Origin of the sequence: Streptomyces lydicus, assembly GCF_004125265.1 — a bacterium.
Classification (GTDB): Bacteria; Actinomycetota; Actinomycetes; order Streptomycetales; family Streptomycetaceae; genus Streptomyces; species Streptomyces lydicus_C.
Genome location: NZ_RDTE01000003.1, coordinates 2,160,005 through 2,179,281, shown reverse-complemented (window position 1 = coordinate 2,179,281; position 19,277 = coordinate 2,160,005). Strand labels below are relative to the sequence as shown.

The following is a 19,277-nucleotide window of genomic DNA, read 5'->3' as shown; positions in this document are numbered from 1 at the left end:
AGGGCCGGATTCGGCGCACCGGTCTCGGCATCGCCCCGGTCTCTCCCCGCCGGCCTCGGGCGGCCCCTGTGTGCGTCGCGGTGCAAAGAGCGGGGCCCACGGTATTGCGGCGAGTGGAGCACTTGCCTCCGTCAGCCCGCCACACAGCGATATGACGCCCCTGCCCCTTGTGTGCGGCGTCCCCTGCGTTCTTCCCTCCCCTGGTGCGTTCTCCCGGGGCATCCTGGGTCCTCCTGCATCCCCTGCACCCCCCGACCCTTGCGCCTCCCGCATCCTTTGCATCCCCCGCACCACAGTGTCCGTTCTCATCAGCACGCAATATCCCGGTGGAGGAAAAATGGAAGCCATAACTGTTGAGCACGTCAGCGGTCTGTATGCGAAGTACCAGGACGACCTGCGGGTGGTGCGTGACGCTCAGCGGAAGTTTCTCCGTGACCGCGGAAAGTCGATGAAGGCGCAGCTCGACGACTACGAAGCGGAGATGACGTATCTGCTCCTCCGCGATATGCGCCCCGAAGTCGTGGTGGAGGTCGGGACCTTCTACGGCTGGTCCACGATGTGGATCCTCAGCGCTCTCCGTGACAACGGGATCGGCCATCTGCACTCGTTCGACATCGTCGACAACGTGGTACGCAATGTGCCGGCCGAACTCTCCGCGGACCGCTGGACGTTCACGAAGGGCGACATCCAGCAGCACCCGGAGAAGGTCCCTGCCGAGGCGGACTACCTCTTCATCGACGCGGACCACGGGTCTCGTTTTGCCCACTGGTACATCGAGAACCTGTTCCCCGCCGTCCCTCCGCGGACGCCCACCAGCGTCCACGACGTGTTCCACGGCCGGCGCCCCAAGCCGTTCAGCGAAGGCTCGGTCATCGTGAAGTGGCTGGCCGAGCAGAACATCGAGTTCTTCACGCCGTCCACGGCGAAGGCGCCGCAGGTGACCGAGCAACTGGCTGCCGTCAAGAAGGAATTGGGGCTCGACGAGCCGGTACGGGACAGCGACCACAACCCGATGATCTTCTTCACGCTTCCGTAGGGCCCTGGCGGCACCTTTTGGTCCGTACGGCACACCGCGTACGCACCTGTGGTGGCGGCTTCGGCCGCCACCACACTCCCCGCACCGGTGAACTGTATGACCTGAGCCTCTTCGGTTCCCGTCCTTCGCCAGTTCGCCCGCGATTCGTCTTCGCTCTTCGTCTGCGGCTCTTTGCCCTTCGTCCTGTTTGTGCCTTGCCGCCTGCGCCTGCACCCCGCACTGTCATGGGGCCAGCATTGGATCAAGCCAAGGTCTCACGATGAATGAACCCGGAACCGCGATACGCACCGAACTGGAACGATTCATTCAGACGCGGGAGTTCAGCTGTCTGGGCGCACGAGCCGCAGTGAAGCGCCGCGCCCTCACACACCGGCACTACCGAAGAATGGGCGACGAGGTCTCGGCCGAGGAAAACCACCGCGACCTCGTGGAGTACGTCGAGGCGGTCCGTCCGCTGCTGTCCGGTCAGAGCTTCCGTACCTTTGTCGCGACGTTCGACGAGCCCGGGACGGTGGACGAACGCGCCTACGAGGAGCTCATCTGGCGGCATCTGCAACTCATGCACGACCTCGACAGCCGGACCTTCGGCCTGGACACGGGTGCGTCCTCCGACCCCGACCGGCCCAATTTCGGATTTCACGCGGGCGGACACGCCTTCTTCGTGGTGGGGATGCACCCCGGCTCCTCCCGGGCGAGCCGGCGTTTCACGACCTCGGCAATCGCCTTCAATTCCCTTACACAGTTCGTGCTCCTCGGCGAGAATTTCTACTCGATGCAGGGTGCGATCCGCAGACGTGAGGCCAAGAACAACGGTTCCGTCAATCCGAGTTTCACCGAGTACGAATACGAGCAGCCCGCACGGCACTTCTCCGGACGGTTCACCGAGGAGGACTGGAAGTGCCCCTATACCTCGCGGCACGCACCGGCTACCGAGGACTTCACCGAGGGGCTTCTCCAGCACGGGCGGTGAGTTTGCGCAGGGGGTCCCCGTGCACAGGCCGTCCAGCACCGCAGCGGTCACACGACAGTCACACGACGGTCAGGCGGCGGCCGAGGGCGGGCCTTCCAGCTCGACGACACGGGCGCAGCGACGGATCTTCGCGTACTCGGCGACCTCGCGGTCCCGCAGCTCGTCGAGTGCGGCGGTACGGGCATCGGAGCCCGGCAGCCGCAGCGTCGCGGAGATCTCCCAGAACAACTCGCCCATCCGGTGGGTCTGTTCGATCAGATCCAGGTAGGCGGTGCACCGGCTCTCCCGCAGCCGCTCGGCGCGCTGTGAGCGCGCGGAGATCTCGCCCTGAATCCTTGCGGCCTGGGCGCTGCCACGGCTGGTGACCCAACTGGCGAGCACCGCCGTGCCACCGGTCACCGCCGCGATCGCCAGAGTCCACCACGTACTGCCGCCCGCACGGCGCACCCTACCGAGCCGCTGTGGAGCTCCCCTTCCCGGTCACCTCGCCCTCGGCCACCGCTACGACGGGAACTCGCCCGGCGGAACCGCGCTCGTGCGGGCATTGCCGCCGATCACCTTGTTCAGGCTGAACGTCAGCACCGTGTACTGCGTTCCGCCCGCCACCCGCACCGTCCGGAAGGTCGCCCTGTCGTCGAACTTCTCGAAGCGGCACTCGCGGGTGAAGGAACTCTTTGCCCCGTTCCAGTCCTCGCCCGTAGTGAAGTACACCGCATACGAACCGCTGTTGACGCTGCGTACGGTCGCCTCCGAACCGCTGCGCACATACACGGAGAACGCCGTCCGGGTGCTGCGGGTCAGCGTCATCACCGCATCGGTTCCGGTGCCGTTCTTGATGGTCAGCCGCCCCAGACCGCCCCGGTTGCCGTCGTGGACGAAGGCGCCGTTCGCGAGCCGTCGGTGCCCGGCCCGCTCCGTACGCGGCAGACGCAGTGTGGCGTCGTAGCCCAGCGCGGTGAGCACGTGTCCGGCCAGCTTGACGTTCTGCGGGCTCCGGGCCGCGCCGAGTGCGACGCGCGGTGAGGCGGCGCAGCGGCCGCCGCTGCCGCGGGAGCTCCGCAGGTCCTGCGCCAAAGCGCTGAGGGAAGAGACGAGTTGACCGTTGCCGGCAAGGGCGTCGTCCGGTGTGGCGGTTGCTTGCAGTGCGCGGGCGGCGGTGTCCGCCTTGGCTGCTGCCGCGTCCAGGGCCCTGTTCAGCGGCCCGCCGTCGTGGGCGGAGTCGACCGCGCGCAGGGCGCTGTCGAGCGGCCCGAGAGCTTTGGTCAGTGCATGGCGGTAGGCGGCCGGGGCGACGGACGGTGTCGGGCCGGGGGAGTATGCGGAACCGGTAGCGGAGCTGCTGGGGCCGTCCGCCGGTCCCTCCCCGTCCGGAGCTGAGGAAGAGGAACAGGCCGTCAGCGGCAGCGAGAGAGCGAGCGCTGCCGCGCCCAGGACGGCGGCCCGGCTCCTGAGGCGCGGTCTCCGTGCCGACTGCGCCGGGCGTGTGGAGGTGGCGGTCCGGCTCCCGCCGTGCGCCGGTGGTGCGCCCGTGTCCGCCGCTGTCTCGCTCGCCGTGCGCGCAGAGGTGTACCTCGCCATGAGTCCCCCGATTCCCCCGGTATCCCCCGACATCCGGCAACTGCCGAAAGAACAGGCTTCTCCGCCCACAAGTGACTGTCAAGGCCGTTTGCCGGGGCGGAAGTTCCGCGGAAATCCCTCGGAATTCCTGCTTCCGCACCCGTGCGCGGCCACCTGGGCGTATGTAGAGTCCCCTGCCATGGCAGCGCTGAATGATCTTCTCCCGCAGGCGGCCGTACGCCTCGACGTCCGGGTGACGGACTGGCGGGAAGCGATACGTACGGCGGGTGGGCTGCTGGTCGGGACGGGTGCCACCACCGAGGCCCACACCGCGGAGATGATCCGCAACGTCGAGGAGAACGGACCGTACCTCGTCATTGCGCCGGGCTTTGCTCTCGCCCATGCCCGTCCCTCGCCCGCCGTGCTCCGGACCGGGATGTCCTGGGTCCGCCTGGCGCAACCGGTGGAGTTCGGCCATGAGTCGAATGACCCGGTGCATCTGGTCGTGGGGCTCGCCGCCGAGGACTCCGGGGCCCATACGGCGGCGATGGCCGCACTCGCGCGGTTGCTCGCCGACCCGAAGACCGTGCAGGCGCTGCAGGACGCGGCCGGTCCGGACGAGCTGCATGCGGTGCTGGCCGGGCAGCGGGGCGAGGGCGAGGGTGAGGGCAATGACCGGCCGCGGGGCGCGGATGCCGTACGCGAGCGGTCCGGCGCCGCCCCGCGGGCGGTACACAAGATCCTTACCGTGTGCGGCAACGGCGTGGGCACCAGCCTTTTCCTGAAGAACACGCTGGAGCAGGTGCTCGACCGCTGGGGCTGGTCCCGCCATGTGACGGTGGAGGCGACGGACACCATCTCGGCCAAGGGCAAGGCGTCCGAGGCCGTCGCGATCCTCACCTCCCGGGAGATTGCCAGGACGCTCGGTGAGGTCGGCGTACCGGTAAAGGTCGTGGAGGACTTCACCAGCGGTCCCGAGGTCGACCGCATCCTCCGCGACACCTATGACGTGTGAGTGCGGCAACGGACCACAGCAGCTGAGTACGGCAACTGAGTACGGCACCTGAGTACGGCACCTGAGTGCGGCAACGGAGCACGGGAGGACGGACCGCCACCATGGACTGGCTCATATCCCTCGCCACGTTTCTCGTGAACGAGATCCTCAGCCAACCCGCGTATCTGATCGGCCTGATCACGGCCGCCGGTCTGATCGCGCTGAAGAAGACCGCAGGTCAGGTGGTCGGAGGTGCGATCAAGGCGACGCTCGGCTTTCTGCTGATCGGTGCCGGGGCGGGGCTGGTGGTCAGCTCGCTCGGCCCGCTGGGCGGCATGATCCATGGGGCGACCGGGGCGCATGGGGTGATCCCGACCAACGAGGCGATCGTCGGCATCGCCCAGGCGCAGTTCGGCGCCCGGGTCGCCTGGCTGATGATCCTCGGCTTTGCGGTCGCCCTGATGCTGGCCCGCTTCACCCCACTGCGGTACGTGTTCCTGACCGGCCACCACATGCTGTTCATGGCCACCATGCTGACCATGGTCCTGGCCACTTCCGGCCTCTCCTCGGTGAGCGTGGTGACCGTCGGCGGCCTGCTGCTGGGCATTCTGCTGGTCGCGATGCCGGCCTTCGCGCACCCCTGGACCAAGCGCATCACCGGTAACAACAGCATCGCCATCGGCCACTTCGGCACCGCCGGTTACCTCGTCGCGGGCGCCGCCGGACAACTCGTCGGCAAGCGCAGCCGCAGTACGGAGGAGATGAAGCTGCCCGAGGGCCTGCGCTTTCTGCGGGACTCGATGGTCGCCACGGCGCTGTCCATGGTGCTGATCTACATCGTCATGTCGCTGGTCTATCTGGGCCGGGCGGGCCGGGCGACGGCGTTCAAGGTGTTCGCGGCCGACGGCGGCAGTGCGGCCGACGGCCTCGGGAACTACGTCATGCAGTCCGTCATGCAGGGCCTGCAGTTCGGGATCGCGGTCGCGGTGATCCTCTTCGGCGTCCGGACGATCCTGGGCGAGCTGGTCCCGGCGTTCCAGGGCATCGCCGGCAAGCTCGTACCGGGTGCGGTGCCGGCCCTGGACGCCCCGATCGTCTTCCCGTACGCGCAGAACGCGGTGCTCATCGGCTTTCTCGCCAGCTTCGTCGGCGGCCTGGTCAGCCTCGCCCTGCTGACCTGGGTCGGCCATCCGGCGCTCGGTCTCGCCCTGGTCCTGCCGGGGCTCGTGCCGCACTTCTTCACCGGGGGAGCGGCCGGCGTCTACGGCAATGCCACCGGTGGCCGGCGCGGTGCGGCCGTGGGCGCCTTCCTGAACGGTGTGCTGATCACGTTCCTGCCCGCGCTGCTGCTCAAGGTGCTCGGTGCGTTCGGCAAGGAGAACACCACGTTCGGCGATGCCGACTTCGGCTGGTTCGGCACCCTGATCGGCAATGCCGCCAAGGCGGGCGCCACCGGCGGCATCATGGTGATGCCGGCCCTGGGCGCCGTACTCCTGGGGGCGGCGATCCTCTTCCAGAAGCGGGTCGTGGAGACGGGCTGGGATCCGGGTGCCCGCCGCGATGGCTTCTTGCCGGGGGCGGCATCCACGGCACCTGCGGTATCCACGGCACCTGCGCCATCCGCGCCACTTACGGCCTCCGGGCTGTCCGGCACGGACTCGGCGCCGGTCCGGGGCCATGCGAAGATCGCGCCGCCGGTGGGGGCGCCGGCCCCGCCACCCGCGGCCGGCTGAGCCGGATCGCACCGGTGCAGGCTCCCTGTGCGTACGGCACCGCACGGCACGGCGCGGACCCGCGCGGAGCCGACCCCCACGGTGCGGACCTGCCCCGCTCCGGCTGGGCCGTTCGATGCCCGCTCCGCGCGCGTCCGGGGCCACTGCCTGCCCGCAGAGCTAAAATCCGGAGCGTGGCTGCAGGGGAATTCCCCTGACCTGGCGGCCGACGCGCCGACCGGTGTCCAGCGGCTGATCCGCCGCCGGCGGCCCTTCCTGCCCTGCGCAGGCTCGCCCACCACCTGCACGAGGAGGCGGAGCGCATATGACCTGCGACGACGAAGAACGGCCGCGGCGGGCACCCGGCCCGGACCGGACCGCCCCCGACGCCGTGACCTGCCGAGCCCTGCGCTACGCCTTCGGCGAGACCAAGGCCGTGGACGGCGTCGACCTCTCCGTCCGCCCCGGTGAGGTCTTCGGCCTGCTCGGCCCCAACGGCGCGGGCAAGACCACCGCGATCCGCTGTATCACCACGCTCCTGCCTGTGCCCTCCGGCATGGTGCGGGTTTTCGGGCACGACGCGGCGAAGGAGCGGATGGCGGTGCGCCGGCTGCTGGGGTACGTACCGCAGCAGCTGTCCGCGGATGCCGGGCTGACCGGTCGCGAGAACGTCGCCCTGTTCGCCCGGGTCTTCGATGTCCCGCGCCGTGAGCGCGCCGCACGCGTCACCCAGGCACTGGAGGCCGTCGGTCTCACCGACGCGGCCGGCCGGCTCGCCAAGACGTACTCCGGCGGCATGATCCGTCGCCTGGAACTCGCCCAGGCGCTGGTCAGTGCACCCCGTCTGCTGATGCTCGACGAGCCGACGATCGGCCTCGACCCGATCGCCCGCACCAGCGTCTGGGAGCACATCAACGCCGTACGGGCCGCCACCGGCATGACCGTCCTGGTGACCACGCACTACATGGACGAGGCCGACCAGTACTGCGACCGCCTCGCCCTGATGCACCGCGGCCGGATCCGCGCCCTCGGCACCCCCGACGAGCTCCGGTCCGCCCTGCGAGCACGGCGTCGCGCCGCCGCTGCCCCGCCCACCGCTCCCACGGCACCGAGCGCTTCGGCCGCCCCCGCACCAGCCGCCGCCTCATCGGACTCGTCCCTCTCCACTACCTCTTCCGCCTCCCCTTCCTCCCCCTCCCCCTCATCGGCCCCCTCGGGCTCGTCCGATGCCGTGCCGACTCTGGAGGACGTCTTCCGGGACGTCGCCGGCAGCGGCCTCGACGAGCAGTCAGGAGACTTCCGAGATGTCCGAAGCACCCGCCGCACCGCACACCGAGTCGGCTGAACCGGCCACCGGTCCCGGACGCCTGGACCTGCTGCTGGTACCGCCGCGTGCCCGCACCGGCTGGCGGGTGCTGCCCGCCAGAGTCGTCGCGATGTGCGTGGTCGAATTGCAGAAGCTGCGTCACGACCGGACGGAGCTCTACACCCGAGCCGTCCAGCCCGCCCTGTGGCTCCTGGTCTTCGGCGAGACCTTCACCCGTATCAAGGCCATCCCGACCGGTGGCACCCCGTACATCGACTATCTGGCGCCCGGCATCATCGCCCAGTCGGCCATGTTCATCGCGATCTTCTACGGCATCATGATCATCTGGGAGCGGGACGCCGGCATCCTCACCAAGCTGCTGGTCACACCGACCCCACGCTCCGCCCTGATCGCAGGAAAGGCCTTCGCCGCCGGAGTGAAGGCGCTGATCCAGGCCGTGGTGGTGATCGTCATCGCCGCACTGCTCGGGGTGGCCATGACCTGGAACCCCCTACGACTCCTGGCCGTCGGCGTCGCGGTGATCCTCGGCTCGGCCTTCTTCTCCTGCCTGTCCATGACGATCGCCGGGATCGTACTCACCCGCGACCGCCTGATGGGTATCGGCCAGGCCATCACCATGCCGTTGTTCTTCGCCTCCAACGCGCTCTACCCGGTGGCGATCATGCCCGGCTGGCTCCAGACGGTCAGCAGGATCAACCCCTTGAGCTACCAGGTCGATGCCCTCCGCGGCCTCCTCCTGGGAACGCACGCCCATCTGGCTCTGGACTTCACCGTCCTGGTGGCCGCCGCCGCAGTGGGCATCGCCGCGGCCTCCTCGCTCCTGGGCCGCCTGGCCCGCTGACCCCGCATCATCGGCTTGTCACGTCACCCTGCCCGACTCCCTTCCGTCACGTCATCGCGCCCGTCCCCCTCCCGTCACGTCACCGCGCCCGTCGCCGACCGCGCTTCGCCGCGAACTCTCCCTGCGGCCCCGGCGATACACTCACGCGGGATGCGTTCCCGCGGTCGTGCCGCCGTCCGGACAAATCCGGGACGTGAGTAATGCGCCGCCGCCGGTAGGTCTGTCTGGCCGGCCCACTGCGTCTCTCCGCCGGGGCAGTACATCGTGTTCCTTTTGCCGAGTCGATGACGGTGGGTGCGAGGGTGGAAACGGCGCAACGGTCGGAGCGGGCGGCGCGGTTCGAGCGGTCGGAGCGGCCCCGGCGAACGTGGTTTTTCCGCATACCCTCGGACCGCCAAGTCTCGGATGCCGGCGCCGCGTTCGGTCGACGCCTACCAGGCCCACGGGCCATGGGGTGGACCGTAACCGCGGTATTTTTTGTGCTGTACACCGTGGTGTCGGTGCTGCGGAACGAGCGCATGCTCAATGCCGGCTACGACCTGGGGATATTCGAGCAGGCGATTCGTGCCTATGCGCACGGCCGGGCTCCGGTCGTGGAACTCAAGGGACCGGGATTTCACCTCCTCGGAGACCACTTTCACCCCATCCTGGTGCTCGTCGCCCCCGTTTACCGGCTCTTCCCGAGTGGTGTGACGCTGCTGGTGGTGCAGGCCGCACTGATGGCACTCGCCTGTTATCCGCTCACCCGCTGGGCACACCGGGCCGTCGGACCGGTCACGGGCCTGGCGGTGGGCTGCGGGCTGGGCGCCTCCTGGGGCCTTGTGGCGGGAGTCGCCAAGGACTTCCACGAAATATGCTTCGCGGTTCCGCTTCTCGCATTCAGCGTGACCGCCCTCGGACAGCGCCGCTGGGGGGCGGCGGCAGCGTGGGCGCTCCCGTTGCTTCTGGTGAAAGAGGACCTCGGCCTCACGCTCGCCGCCATCGGCGGCTATATCGCATGGCAGGGGCGGCGCGAGGGGCGGCACAATTCCGTGGAACGGCAGGACAGGTCAAGGGAACGGCGCCATCAAGCCAAGGACCGGCGTCACCAGCCGGGGGATCGGTGTCGCGATGCCGGGGACCGGCCTCACGAGCCCGGGGACTCGGCTCACCACCCCGCGGAGCGGCGACACTTCCCCGTCCTGCTCGGCGTTGCCGTGATGCTTCTCGGCGTGGCGGGCACCGCGGTGGAAATTCTCGTTCTTCTGCCTGCCATGAATCCCCGCGGTGGCTTCGACTATTGGCACCAGATGCCGGGCGAGGCCTCCTCGTCGGGCAGCCTCGCCGGTCTTGCGTCCACCGGACTCCATGTGCTCTGGCCGCCGATGAAGTGGCTGCTGCTGTTCATGCTCGCCGCGCCCACCGCATTCTTCGGCCTGCGTTCCCCGCTGACGCTGCTGTGCGTACCCACTCTCGCCTGGCGGCTGCTGGCCGGCAACGAGCACTATTGGCAGCCGAATTTCCATTACAACGCGATCCTGATGCCGCTCGTCTTCGCCGGTCTCATCGATGTGCTCCACCGGCGGCCGGATATCGCGCCGCCGCGCAGACGCCGTAAGGTCCTTGCCTTCTCCGCCGCCTTCACCGCGGTCACGGCCGCGGTCTATCCGCTCCACGACCTGGTCCTCCCCTCGGCCTGGCGGACCCCGGCACATGTCCGTACGGCGGAGCGGTTGTTGCAGCGCATACCCGACGGGGACACCGTCGCCTCCTCGAACCGCCTGGCGCCGATGCTGACCGGCCGTACCACCGTCAGTCTGGTCTGCTTCGGCACCGGCCCCGATCCCGCCGCACCGACCGCCCTCCCGGCGCATCCGCCGCGCTGGGTGGTCTCGGACCGTCACGACCCGACCGTCAAAACCCCCTGCCCGGTGGAGCGGACCCACCGCATGCTGCGCCTCTACCGTGCGCATGGCTACGTCCAGGTCGCCGAGGAGGACGGGATCACCCTGCTCCGCAGGAGATAACGCCCGGCGCTGCATCCCCCGGCCCTCGGCAATTCCGCACGATGCGGAGTCGCGGGCCTCATCGCGGGCCTCATCGCGAGCCACGCGTGGGCCTGATGGATGTGCCTGACGGATGGGTTTGGGGGATGGACTGACGGACGGGCTCGAGGGATGCGGCTGACGATGGAATCGGGGTGGCTCAGGCGTCCGGGGCGACGAGGCTGCGGAGCAGGGGAGTGGCGATCCGCACGATGTCCTCCACGTCCGCCTCGGCCAGGTCGGGCAGGTGCAGCAGATAGCGCTGGGCGGCGACCCCCATCATGATCGCGCTGAACAGCGCGGCACGCAGTCGCGCGTCCGGGGCATCGATGGTGGCTGCGATGTGATCCGTGACCTCCGCGGTCATATGCCGGCGCAGCAGCTCTGCCGCTTCGTCGCTCGTCATGCTCGTCCGCAGGAGCACCGCCATGGGACTGTCCGGATCCGCCGCCCAGGTGTCCAGCATGCCGCGCAGGCGGTTCTCCACCGTGTGGCCGGGGTCGCTGGTGGTGAGTTCGTCGTGGGGGATCTGCCAGTGGACGGCCTCGCGGAACAGGGCCTGCTTGCTGCCGAAGTACTGGATCACGGAGGACTTGTCCACATCGGCTTCGGCAGCGATGGCGCGGATGGTCGCGCGCTCGTAGCCGACCTCCCCGAACTTCCGGCGTGCGGCCGTCAGGATGCGCCGGCGTGTGCGCTCGCCCTTGCGCTCCGGAAGGGCTGCCTCCTCGGCCGGGCCCCCGGAACCGGACGTGCGCCGCGCGGCCTGTCCGGGCGCGTTCGTCACTGCATCGGCGCAGGTCAAAGTCGGTCCCCTTTCCGGTGCCGGTCCCGATGGTACAAGTACCTCCGGACAGCGCCGGGGCCTTGGAAACGGCGGATCGGGAAGCCTCGCAGAGGAACGGCCGATCGGAAAGCTTCGTCGCGGGAATGGCGGACCGCGAGGTTCCGCGGGGGAGTGGCCGACGCCGGCGCAGGCCGGGAGCCGGCCCCTCACCGCCCGCCAGCTCCGGCCGCTGGTGTCACTTCCCAGCGGCCGGAGCGGGACGGGAACGGTCCGGCAGAACCGTCACCGTGGTGGTGTACGGACGAGACCCGTCCGGTTCAGGCGGCCAGCGCCGCCGCATCCGCCACCAGCTGGCCGAGGTCCGGCAGAGCGTGGGACCGGCGCTGGAGTCCCTGGGCGCGGGACCGGTAGGAGCGGTCATCGAGAACGTTGCGCAGCGCCGCGGCCAGCGCATCGCGTGTCACGTCCTGGACATTCATCCGGGTCCCGACGCCCAACTGCTCGAGCCGGGAGGCGTTGTGGGACTGTTCCGCGAACAGCGGTACGGCCACCATGGGGACTCCGGCGGCCAGCGCCTCCCGGGTGCCGTTGAAGCCCGCATGCGTGAGGAACAGATCGCTGGACCGGAGCAGCAGTTCCTGCTGGACGAACGACGTCAGATGGACGTTGTTGCGGCGTGGTCCGTCCCACTGCCGCGGGTCGCGGTTGGCCCCCAGGGCCACGACGCCGGTGACCGGCAGCTCTCCAAGGGCCTCGATGATGGTCTCCAGCAGGGCGTGGGCGCCGCCGGGAAGCCGGGAAGCGTTCGAGCCTAGGGTGGCGAGGACGAGCGGCCGGTCCGTGTCGAGTCGGGCGATCTCCGGATCGAGAGCACCCTGTGCCGCCCCGGCGGGGACCTGGTAGTAGCGGGCGCTGGGCAGCCGGCTGTCCGTGGGGTAGAAGTCCTCCGGAACGACTCCGGCACGGAAGGCGCGGAACGGGTGGCAGGGGTCGGTGACCGGCGCCAGGCCGAATTTCTCCCGCTGCCTGTTGAGCTCCTCCGTCACGGCGGGGTGGGCGTAGGGCGCCATCGGCCCGATATCCAGAGCGCCGTGTGGGATGCCGAGGATTTCCGCCGCCAGATAGCCACCGTACTCGGTCGACTCGTGGAGGATCAGGTCCGGCTGCCAGCTCTTGGCCACGTCGAGGAGGTCGGGGACGCTGGCCGCGGAGAGGTGCCCGACGAAGGTCGCGGCGAAGAATTCCGGCACCAGCTCAACGGTCACGGAGCCGACGTTCTCCATGCCCGGCGGGGGCTGGATGGTGCCGTTCTGTAGCGCCTCCCCCATCGACGCCATATGGGGCAGCGTCAACGCGGTGAGCCCGCGCTTTTCTATGTGTTCGATGACATCGGCCCCCGTGGCGACGGCCACCTCGTGGCCTGCCTCCTGGGCTCTCTCCGCCACCGGCAGTACCAGGGGCGCGAGGTGCGAGTAGATCGCGTGTGCGGTGATGAGGATGCGCATGATGCTCGCTCTCCACGAAGCGGTGCAGGCGCCACGGGGTGGGCCTCGCCGCGGGTTTCACGGCCGACTGCTCAAAAATAAACGCTTGTTGAGAATCTATCACCCGCCTTTCGCGTCCTTCCGGCCGATGCCGACGGCAACCCTCGCGTCCCTGGTCCGCGTGCGGGTGACCGTGCCGAACGTCGGCCCTCGGAAGCCGCAGGCCATGGACGTGACCAAGCCCGAACACACCTGGCGAGACCCACGCGAGGCTGGAGCGAGGCCCGGTTCCACTGGCGCTCGGGCGCTGGGTTCCTCAGGTGCTCGGCCGCTGAGAGGTTCCCTGCCCAGGGCTGTCAGCGGTGCACGCAGGTCGCCGAGTTGTCCTGGCACCAGCCACCGGGTGGGTGGTCCATCGCGTGAAAGCCCTGCACCAGCCCGATGAGGACTGCCAGGGAGAGCGCGAGGCCGACGGCAAGCGCCACCCACAGGGCGATCTTCTTGACCGTACGGCGGTCAACGGTCCTGGCGGCAAGCCCTGGAGGGTGGGGCGGGGATACCTTGGGCGTGTTTGCGTCGCGAGGAGGACGCCCGCCGCTGTGGCGTCCGACGTAGCGGGGGCTCATACAGGAATCCGCATCTGTCCCGGGCTGCCTTTCCCGCCGCCGCGCGGACAGGCGAGGAGCTGACTGCTCCGGCTCGCGGAGCAACACGTGTGGTCAAGGGACATGGTGCATCCGAGGTGGTGATTCCGTGTGATCGGGTCGGCGTCGTCGTCGGCGTCGTCGGCGAACAGGCAGCACACTTCGCCGCTGGCGGCGGTGAGTCGAGGTGCTTGCTGCTGGCGATTTCAAGACCAAGGGAGGCGAGGTTGTCTTCCTCGATAACAAGTCCGGCCATTGCCGTCCGTATGGGCCGCACGCCGAGAAGGCAGCGGTCGACGCATTCAACAGAAACGGAAGGAAAGCCGATGGAAAATGCAATGCCGCATGGGGATGCCTCTGATGCTGTCGAGGGTTCCGTCGGTGCGTCCACGAGGTGCTCCGCATCGCAGAATCCTCGTACGGTGTCGAGGAGTTGGAGCCAGAACTGGATCACGCCCGCCTGATTCTACGAGGCAACCTCGACCTGAGAGACCGGCTTGAGGCGGAACTCGTGTCGTTGTTGGACGCTCCGGCAGAGGGAGTTGTCGAACTGGTCTCGTTCGTGATGCACGAACTCCGGTGGCCTGCCGTCAAAGCAGAGATCGAGCGACGGCTCGCGCACCCGACGGGAGATGTCAGTAACCGTCGGCACTACGAAGCCATGCTCGAAGCTTTCCATGACTCCTGGCGGGACAGGGATCTGTACAGGAGATATGGGTGATCGCAGCTTCGCGATGATCGCGGTGTGTGTCGTTCGTACCCGGCCGTCACACCCGGATCGGCAGCCGAGATCGTCAGTTCCAGCACTTTGGGCGGTATTGGGCATGTTGGTCATTCAGTCGTGGGCTGCTCGGGCGCATGGTGGCACCGGTCTTGCTGCCCTCAGGGCGCTGTCGCGGGAGAGGCCGGAGAACGGTTCGCTACGTAGTGCCGCAGGGAGACTTTGACTTCTCCAACGAGTCAAAGTCTGGTAATTGCGCCGGGCGATGCTGAAGGGGTCGGATTCACGTACCTGCCTGATGCTCTGGTCTTGGTCTTCGACCAGAATCTTGCGGCCAGCTACAAGATCCCAGCGAGTAGCACTTCTTCGTGCGGGTAGGCCGAACCGGTGCACCGGTTCGGCCGGAGTGATCTCCGGCGGGGCCCAACGAAGAAACCCCACCAGGCGGGGTCTTCGGTAGTCCCCCACGATTGCTCAGAGCCAGTCCCGCCGCTTGAAGACGAAGTACAGACTGGTGCACACGATCGCCATGAGGACGATGGCGAAGGGGTATCCGAATGCCCAGTGCAACTCCGGCATGCGGGCGAAGTTCATTCCGTAGATGGTCCCCACCAGGGTGGGGGCGAAGAGGATGGCCGCCCAGGAGGAGATCTTTTTAATTTCCTCGTTCTGCTCGAAGCCGGCCTCTGCCAGGGCCCGCATTTCGGCGTTCTGCTGCTGGTTCACCAGGGTCGCGTTGACGGCGAGGATGTCCTGCAGGGCCTGCCGGAAGCCGTCCACGCGGTCCGTGGTGTGCAGTGCGTGGTCGGCCACGTCGCGCAGATAGCGGCGCAGCTCCTCGTCGATGGCGTACTTCTCGAAACCCGCGGTCAGGCCCTCCAGCATGCCGTTGAGCGGGCGGGTGGCGCGCTGGAACTCGACCACCTCACGGGAGAGTTCGTAGATACGCCGGGAGACCCGGGGGTCGCCGCCGAAGACCTCGGTCTCGATCTCGTCGATGTCGTTCTGGACGCCGGCGACGACCGGCTCGTAGCCGTCGACGACGGCATCGAGGATGGCGTAGAGGACGGCTTCGGGGCCGCGCTTGAGGAGTTCGGGGGTGTCCTCCATGCGTGCGCGTACGGCCGAGAGGTCGGGGGCGCCGCCGTGCCGCACGGTGAGCACGAAGTCGCGGCCGACGAAGACATGCAGCTCGCCGAAGTCGACCTCCTCCGGGTCGTCGAGGTAGCGGGCGGCGCGCAGGACGACGAAGAGAGTGCCGCCGTAGCGTTCCAGCTTGGGGCGCTGGTGGGCCTCCAGGGCGTCCTCGACGGCGAGGGGATGGAGGTCGAACTCCGCGGCCAGGGCGAGGAGTTCGTCGTGACTGGGACGGTGCAGCCCGATCCAGGCGAGAGTGCCGGAGGCCGCGCGCTGCTGCCGGAAGGCCTCGGCGAGCGTGTCATGGGTGCTGACCCGGCGGCCGTCACGGTAGAGGACGGCGTTGATGATGCTGCCGCCGGCTTCGGCGGGGGGTCCCGTCGCTGTGCCGGAATCGTCCGCGGCCGGGGCGGGCGAGGGCTCGGCGGGGCGCTTTTTGGCGGGCTTGCGCAGGCCGCGCAGGCCACGCGGCCGACGACCGGGAGGCTCGGACCCCACGACAGCACCAACCTCCGTCACACGGGGATGAAAGGGCACACAGAATCTCGACGGAGGATATCTGTCGCGGATGTCGGAACAGGTCATCGGGCATGGTGCAGGATGGGGCGGGGCGTGCCGCGGCGTGTGTCACGTCCGCCGAGGTTTGTGTGTTTATCCCTAGAATTGTGCGATGCAGATACCGCAGACAGCCAACACTCTCCCGGGCGAGGTGATTCGGTGAACGGCCCCGATGCCACCGACGAGCAGTGGGAAGGGCTGGCCGAGGTCGTCCCGCTCCGTGGCAGCAGTGAATGGCCTTCCTGGCCCGACCACCGTGCCCTCCCTGAGGAGGAGCCGGCCGAGGAGGCGCGGCGGTTCATCGTCATTCGCGTCCAGACCTTCGCGGACGCCCGTGAGGTAGCCGAGTACCTGATGGCGCAGCTCCCGGTCCTGCTGGACCTCAGCAGCGCCGACGCCGATGTCGCCAAGCGCATCCTGGACTTCTCCAGCGGAGTCGTCTTCGGGCTCGGCAGCGGGATGCACCGCGTGGACACCAATGTCTTCCTGTTGGCGCCGACCGGCACCGAGGTCGCGGAAGAGGTGGCGGGCGGTGTCCCCCGTTCGTAGGAAGAGCTGTTGGGCGTAACGGTTCTCCGTCCGGGCGCTGCATAGCGTCCCTTCATGAATTCCGACAGTGTGCGGCCGGCGGTCACGGAGTTACGGCTGTCCGCCTTCAAGTCCCATCGCGGTGTCACCCTGCCGCTCTCCCCGCTGACCCTGTTGAGCGGTGGGAGCGGCAGCGGCAAGTCCAGTGCGCTGCAGGCGTACGAAATCCTCGCCCGGCTCGGCAGCGGGGAGTCGCTCGCACGGGCGGTGAGGGAAGTGGCGGGCGATCCTGCGGCCTGTGTGCCGGCCGGGGCGCACCCCGACGAACAGGGACGGCGCGGTTTCCGTATCGGCTGCACGGTCGACGGCCCGGCCGGCCCCGTCAGCCTCGATCTCGCCGTCCAGGCCGAGCCCGACCTGCGGATCGTCGGCGAGCGGTTGACCGGCGGTGGCGAGACATTGCTGACCACCGCGCTCACCGACCCCACCCGGCCGGCCGTCCAGGCTGCCTGGCACACGGCGGGTGCGACTCCCGTGACCCGCGCGCCGCTGCCCGACGACCGGCTGGGCACCTCCCTGCTGCCGCTGCGCGTCGCGGGCAAAACGGCGGGGCAGCGGCTGGTGCTGGCCGCGGCGGAGCAGGTCGTGGTCGCCCTGCGGTCGGCGTTCGTGTGCGACCCGCGGCCTGAGGTCATGAGAGGAGCGGGGACGGGCGGTACGGGTGTGGCCGGTGAGGGTGACGGACGGGGGACGGACGGCGGGGGGCCTGGTGCCGGGCGTGCGGGACGTACTGCCGGGGCGCGCGGGGGCGGCGCGGGCGCCGGGCGCGGGAAAGCGGTGGCTGCGCCGGGGAGGGCGAGAGGGTCCGGCGGGGCGGGCGCTGCGGCAGGAACTGCGGGGGCCTGGGGTGCGCGGGCACGGAAGACGAGCGGTGGCGAGGCGGGCTGGGGCCGTGAGGTGGGGGAGCCGCAGGACGAGGGGCGGCTGCGGTCGTCCTGCGACAACCTGCCCACGGTGTTGCAGCGTACGAGCCGGGAGTGTGCGCGGCGGCATGCGGTGCTGGTCGCGGCGGTGCGGGGGGCGTGTGCCGGTCCCGTCGAGGGGCTGCGTGCGGTGCCGTGGCAGCCGGGCGGGACGGGCGACGGGGCCGCCGGTGCTCCTGCGGCGGTGGGGCGCGGTGGCTCCACGGGGCCGCACGGCGCACAGGGGCCGGAAGATGCGGCGGGTGTGCGGGCCGTACTGGACCGGGGCGAACTGGGGGAACTGCCCGTCGAGCAGCTCGGCGATGGTGAGCTGCGGTTTCTCGCGCTGGCACTGGTGCTGCTCACCGGGCCGGACGTCCTGGCCATGGATCCGGTCGGAGAGGTCCCGTCGGCCCATCAGCAGATGACGGTCATGGCGGACGGGATGGATCGCTGTATGGACCGCAGGCAGGCCCGTGAACTGGTGTCGCTGGCGGTGCGGATGACCGAGCGCGGACATGTGCGGTTGCTGGGGACGGTGCGGGATCCCTCGGTCGCCGACGGGCTGCCCGGCGTGCAGGTGCTACACCTGGAGGCATGAGTGAGGATCTTCATGCGCTGCAGCGACGGCTGGCCGAGTTCGCGGCCGCTCGGGACTGGCAGCAGTACCACACGCCCAAGAACCTGGCCGCGGCGCTGAGCGTCGAGGCTGCTGAACTCGTCGAGATCTTCCAGTGGTTGACACCGGAGGAATCGGCGGAGGTGATGTCGGATCCGCGGAAGGCCGGCCGGGTCGAGGACGAGGTCGCGGACGTCCTGGCGTATCTGCTGCAGTTCTGCGAGGCGCTGGGGGTCGATGCGGCGGCGGCGCTCGCCGCGAAGATCGAGCGCAATGAGTCGCGGTTCCCGGCGGTCCGTTCGGCGCGGCCCGATCGCCCGCGGGAGGGGGAGGAATAGCGGACTGAGCGGGGAGGGGAGGGTCGGCTGAGCGGGGAGGGGCGGGCAGCCAGGGGCGGGCGGGGACCGGCGGGGCGGGGCGTCGGTTCCCGCCCACCGGCGTTCCTGGCTTCATCCGGGGCCGGTGACGGGGCCGGGGCGGTGGCGGCCTCGGGCCGGTCCTGGTCCTGATCCCGGTCCTGGCCCTGGTGCCGGTTGTGGTTTCGGCGGCACGGTCGTGGGCCGGGAGTCCGGCCGGCACCGCTTCTCCCACCGCTTCCTTCCGTCGCTGACGATTCCTGCGGTGCCCCTCTTCGGATGTTTCGCGAGACTTGCGCAGGGCGTGTGGAGGGTGGGGGTGTTGAGGCGCGCGGGGAGAGAGTGGGGACGCGGCCACCCTTTATCACTCTATGGAGTCATGGATCTTTCCACATCGCCTTGCTTGTCCACAGATTTGCGAATTCCCCTGGCTTTTTTGGGTGTTCACCCTCACTCTGGGTAGTGGAAAGAGTGCAAGGTGCACGCGAATGATGAGGAGAGGAGGGAGCGGATGGACGCGGTGCGGATCATCGCGGCAAGCCGGCGCGGTCTGGCCGAGGCGAACACGGTGCAGGGAGTGATCGTCGAGGCGTGGCAGGCGCAGGCCTTGGCGGAGGCGATCGGCAGCCATCTCGCGATATTCGGGCCGTACGAAGTGCGGTCCAGAGCCCGAGGGCTGGGCGACGCGGGCGGGCGGTTCAGCGGGGGACTGCTGTGCCCGGTATCGGCCACCGGTGGGCTGCGGGCGGCTCAGCTGTCCGAGGTGCGGGACGTCAGGGAGGCGCTGACCGGCCTGTGCCGACTGTTGCGGGAAGTGTGCGAAGCGCTGGTGAGCGTGGTGCTGCTCGCTGACGAGGAGGGGATGTACTGGACGTGCGTCGAGGCGATGGACACGGTCGACGAAGCGAGAGACCGTGTGGCCGGGATACTGGAGAGGCTGGAGGTGCGCGACCGGAATCCTGCCTGAAGCAAGAAGAAGACCGCTGCCCGCTGCCATTCCCCTTCCCGTTCCCCCTTCTC

At 69.1% G+C, this 19,277-nt stretch carries 17 protein-coding genes and 1 pseudogene; 12 read left to right on the top strand and 6 right to left on the bottom strand.

Annotated features, from left to right (window positions below):
• Positions 1 to 337: 337 nt before the first annotated feature.
• Positions 338 to 1,036 carry a class I SAM-dependent methyltransferase gene (locus D9V36_RS12085; protein WP_129293777.1) on the top strand — a complete coding sequence of 233 codons (699 nt, stop codon included), beginning with the start codon at positions 338 to 340 and terminating at the stop codon, positions 1,034 to 1,036.
• Positions 1,037 to 1,295: 259 nt separating this feature from the next.
• Positions 1,296 to 2,006, top strand: coding sequence for a guanitoxin biosynthesis heme-dependent pre-guanitoxin N-hydroxylase GntA (gene gntA / locus D9V36_RS12080; RefSeq protein WP_129293776.1), 711 nt, complete (start codon positions 1,296 to 1,298; stop codon positions 2,004 to 2,006).
• Between the two features lie 72 nt (positions 2,007 to 2,078).
• On the opposite strand, the pseudogene D9V36_RS12075 reads toward gntA, so the two are convergent.
• Together D9V36_RS12075 and D9V36_RS12070 are read right to left on the bottom strand one after the other, a co-directional pair.
• Positions 2,079 to 2,405: pseudogene (locus D9V36_RS12075) on the bottom strand (hypothetical protein); the annotation flags it as partial.
• Between the two features lie 102 nt (positions 2,406 to 2,507).
• A complete protein-coding gene (locus D9V36_RS12070) occupies positions 2,508 to 3,584 on the bottom strand; it encodes a hypothetical protein (RefSeq protein ID WP_129293775.1) in 1,077 nt (358 codons plus the stop codon).
• Positions 3,585 to 3,762: 178 nt separating this feature from the next.
• Between D9V36_RS12070 and D9V36_RS12065 the strand changes: the two genes are divergently transcribed.
• The 5 genes from D9V36_RS12065 (at position 3,763) to D9V36_RS12045 (ending at position 10,443) form a co-directional block, all read left to right on the top strand.
• Entirely contained in the window at positions 3,763 to 4,578 is an 816-nt protein-coding gene (locus D9V36_RS12065) for a PTS sugar transporter subunit IIA (RefSeq protein ID WP_129293774.1), read from the top strand.
• Positions 4,579 to 4,679: 101 nt separating this feature from the next.
• Positions 4,680 to 6,290, top strand: coding sequence for a PTS ascorbate transporter subunit IIC (locus D9V36_RS12060; protein WP_129293773.1), 1,611 nt, complete (start codon positions 4,680 to 4,682; stop codon positions 6,288 to 6,290).
• A 304-nt stretch (positions 6,291 to 6,594) separates the two neighbouring features.
• Positions 6,595 to 7,614: an ATP-binding cassette domain-containing protein gene (locus D9V36_RS12055; RefSeq protein WP_129293772.1), complete on the top strand. Its 1,020-nt coding sequence runs from the start codon at positions 6,595 to 6,597 to the stop codon at positions 7,612 to 7,614.
• A complete protein-coding gene (locus D9V36_RS12050; protein ID WP_129293771.1) occupies positions 7,574 to 8,437 on the top strand; it encodes an ABC transporter permease in 864 nt (287 codons plus the stop codon). Before D9V36_RS12055 ends, D9V36_RS12050 begins: the two co-directional genes overlap by 41 nt.
• Before the next feature lie 449 nt (positions 8,438 to 8,886).
• The gene (locus D9V36_RS12045) at positions 8,887 to 10,443 is read left to right on the top strand and encodes a DUF2079 domain-containing protein (RefSeq protein WP_129293770.1); all 1,557 of its coding nucleotides are present in this window, start codon (positions 8,887 to 8,889) and stop codon (positions 10,441 to 10,443) included.
• A gap of 178 nt (positions 10,444 to 10,621) precedes the next feature.
• Here the strand turns inward: D9V36_RS12045 and D9V36_RS12040 are convergent, their stop codons facing one another.
• The 3 genes from D9V36_RS12040 to D9V36_RS12030 all read right to left on the bottom strand — a co-directional run bounded on the left by D9V36_RS12040 (position 10,622) and on the right by D9V36_RS12030 (position 13,358).
• Positions 10,622 to 11,266: a TetR/AcrR family transcriptional regulator gene (locus D9V36_RS12040; RefSeq protein WP_206739652.1), complete on the bottom strand. Its 645-nt coding sequence runs from the start codon at positions 11,264 to 11,266 to the stop codon at positions 10,622 to 10,624.
• Positions 11,267 to 11,565: 299 nt separating this feature from the next.
• Positions 11,566 to 12,753 (bottom strand): glycosyltransferase, encoded by a 1,188-nt coding sequence (locus D9V36_RS12035; RefSeq protein WP_164992939.1) that lies wholly within the window; start codon positions 12,751 to 12,753, stop codon positions 11,566 to 11,568.
• Positions 12,754 to 13,088: 335 nt separating this feature from the next.
• Positions 13,089 to 13,358 (bottom strand): hypothetical protein, encoded by a 270-nt coding sequence (locus tag D9V36_RS12030; protein WP_129293769.1) that lies wholly within the window; start codon positions 13,356 to 13,358, stop codon positions 13,089 to 13,091.
• Positions 13,359 to 13,770: 412 nt separating this feature from the next.
• Between D9V36_RS12030 and D9V36_RS12025 the strand changes: the two genes are divergently transcribed.
• On the top strand, positions 13,771 to 14,097 hold the full coding sequence (locus tag D9V36_RS12025) for a hypothetical protein (protein WP_129293768.1): 327 nt from the start codon (positions 13,771 to 13,773) through the stop codon (positions 14,095 to 14,097).
• A gap of 474 nt (positions 14,098 to 14,571) precedes the next feature.
• Here the strand turns inward: D9V36_RS12025 and D9V36_RS12020 are convergent, their stop codons facing one another.
• Complete coding sequence (locus tag D9V36_RS12020) at positions 14,572 to 15,732, bottom strand: magnesium and cobalt transport protein CorA (protein ID WP_206739651.1); 1,161 nt, start codon at positions 15,730 to 15,732, stop codon at positions 14,572 to 14,574.
• A gap of 219 nt (positions 15,733 to 15,951) precedes the next feature.
• Between D9V36_RS12020 and D9V36_RS12015 the strand changes: the two genes are divergently transcribed.
• The 4 genes from D9V36_RS12015 (at position 15,952) to D9V36_RS11995 (ending at position 19,224) form a co-directional block, all read left to right on the top strand.
• Positions 15,952 to 16,341 (top strand): cell division protein SepF, encoded by a 390-nt coding sequence (locus D9V36_RS12015; RefSeq protein WP_129293766.1) that lies wholly within the window; start codon positions 15,952 to 15,954, stop codon positions 16,339 to 16,341.
• Between the two features lie 54 nt (positions 16,342 to 16,395).
• The gene (locus D9V36_RS12010) at positions 16,396 to 17,883 is read left to right on the top strand and encodes a biotin transporter BioY (RefSeq protein ID WP_129293765.1); all 1,488 of its coding nucleotides are present in this window, start codon (positions 16,396 to 16,398) and stop codon (positions 17,881 to 17,883) included.
• Positions 17,880 to 18,239: a nucleotide pyrophosphohydrolase gene (locus tag D9V36_RS12005; RefSeq protein WP_129293764.1), complete on the top strand. Its 360-nt coding sequence runs from the start codon at positions 17,880 to 17,882 to the stop codon at positions 18,237 to 18,239. Before D9V36_RS12010 ends, D9V36_RS12005 begins: the two co-directional genes overlap by 4 nt.
• A gap of 529 nt (positions 18,240 to 18,768) precedes the next feature.
• Positions 18,769 to 19,224 carry a DUF6099 family protein gene (locus D9V36_RS11995; protein WP_129298363.1) on the top strand — a complete coding sequence of 152 codons (456 nt, stop codon included), beginning with the start codon at positions 18,769 to 18,771 and terminating at the stop codon, positions 19,222 to 19,224.
• Positions 19,225 to 19,277 lie beyond the last annotated feature (53 nt).

Coding starts and splice junctions, on each gene's coding strand:
- D9V36_RS12055 (WP_129293772.1), top strand. CDS start 6,595: ATGACCTGCGACGACGAAGAACGGCCGCGGCGGGCACCCGGCCCGGAC.
- D9V36_RS12035 (WP_164992939.1), bottom strand. CDS start 12,753: ATGCGCATCCTCATCACCGCACACGCGATCTACTCGCACCTCGCGCCC.
- gntA (WP_129293776.1), top strand. CDS start 1,296: ATGAATGAACCCGGAACCGCGATACGCACCGAACTGGAACGATTCATT.
- D9V36_RS12050 (WP_129293771.1), top strand. CDS start 7,574: ATGTCCGAAGCACCCGCCGCACCGCACACCGAGTCGGCTGAACCGGCC.
- D9V36_RS12085 (WP_129293777.1), top strand. CDS start 338: ATGGAAGCCATAACTGTTGAGCACGTCAGCGGTCTGTATGCGAAGTAC.
- D9V36_RS11995 (WP_129298363.1), top strand. CDS start 18,769: ATGGACGCGGTGCGGATCATCGCGGCAAGCCGGCGCGGTCTGGCCGAG.
- D9V36_RS12010 (WP_129293765.1), top strand. CDS start 16,396: ATGAATTCCGACAGTGTGCGGCCGGCGGTCACGGAGTTACGGCTGTCC.
- D9V36_RS12060 (WP_129293773.1), top strand. CDS start 4,680: ATGGACTGGCTCATATCCCTCGCCACGTTTCTCGTGAACGAGATCCTC.
- D9V36_RS12070 (WP_129293775.1), bottom strand. CDS start 3,584: ATGGCGAGGTACACCTCTGCGCGCACGGCGAGCGAGACAGCGGCGGAC.
- D9V36_RS12030 (WP_129293769.1), bottom strand. CDS start 13,358: ATGAGCCCCCGCTACGTCGGACGCCACAGCGGCGGGCGTCCTCCTCGC.
- D9V36_RS12005 (WP_129293764.1), top strand. CDS start 17,880: ATGAGTGAGGATCTTCATGCGCTGCAGCGACGGCTGGCCGAGTTCGCG.
- D9V36_RS12065 (WP_129293774.1), top strand. CDS start 3,763: ATGGCAGCGCTGAATGATCTTCTCCCGCAGGCGGCCGTACGCCTCGAC.
- D9V36_RS12045 (WP_129293770.1), top strand. CDS start 8,887: ATGGGGTGGACCGTAACCGCGGTATTTTTTGTGCTGTACACCGTGGTG.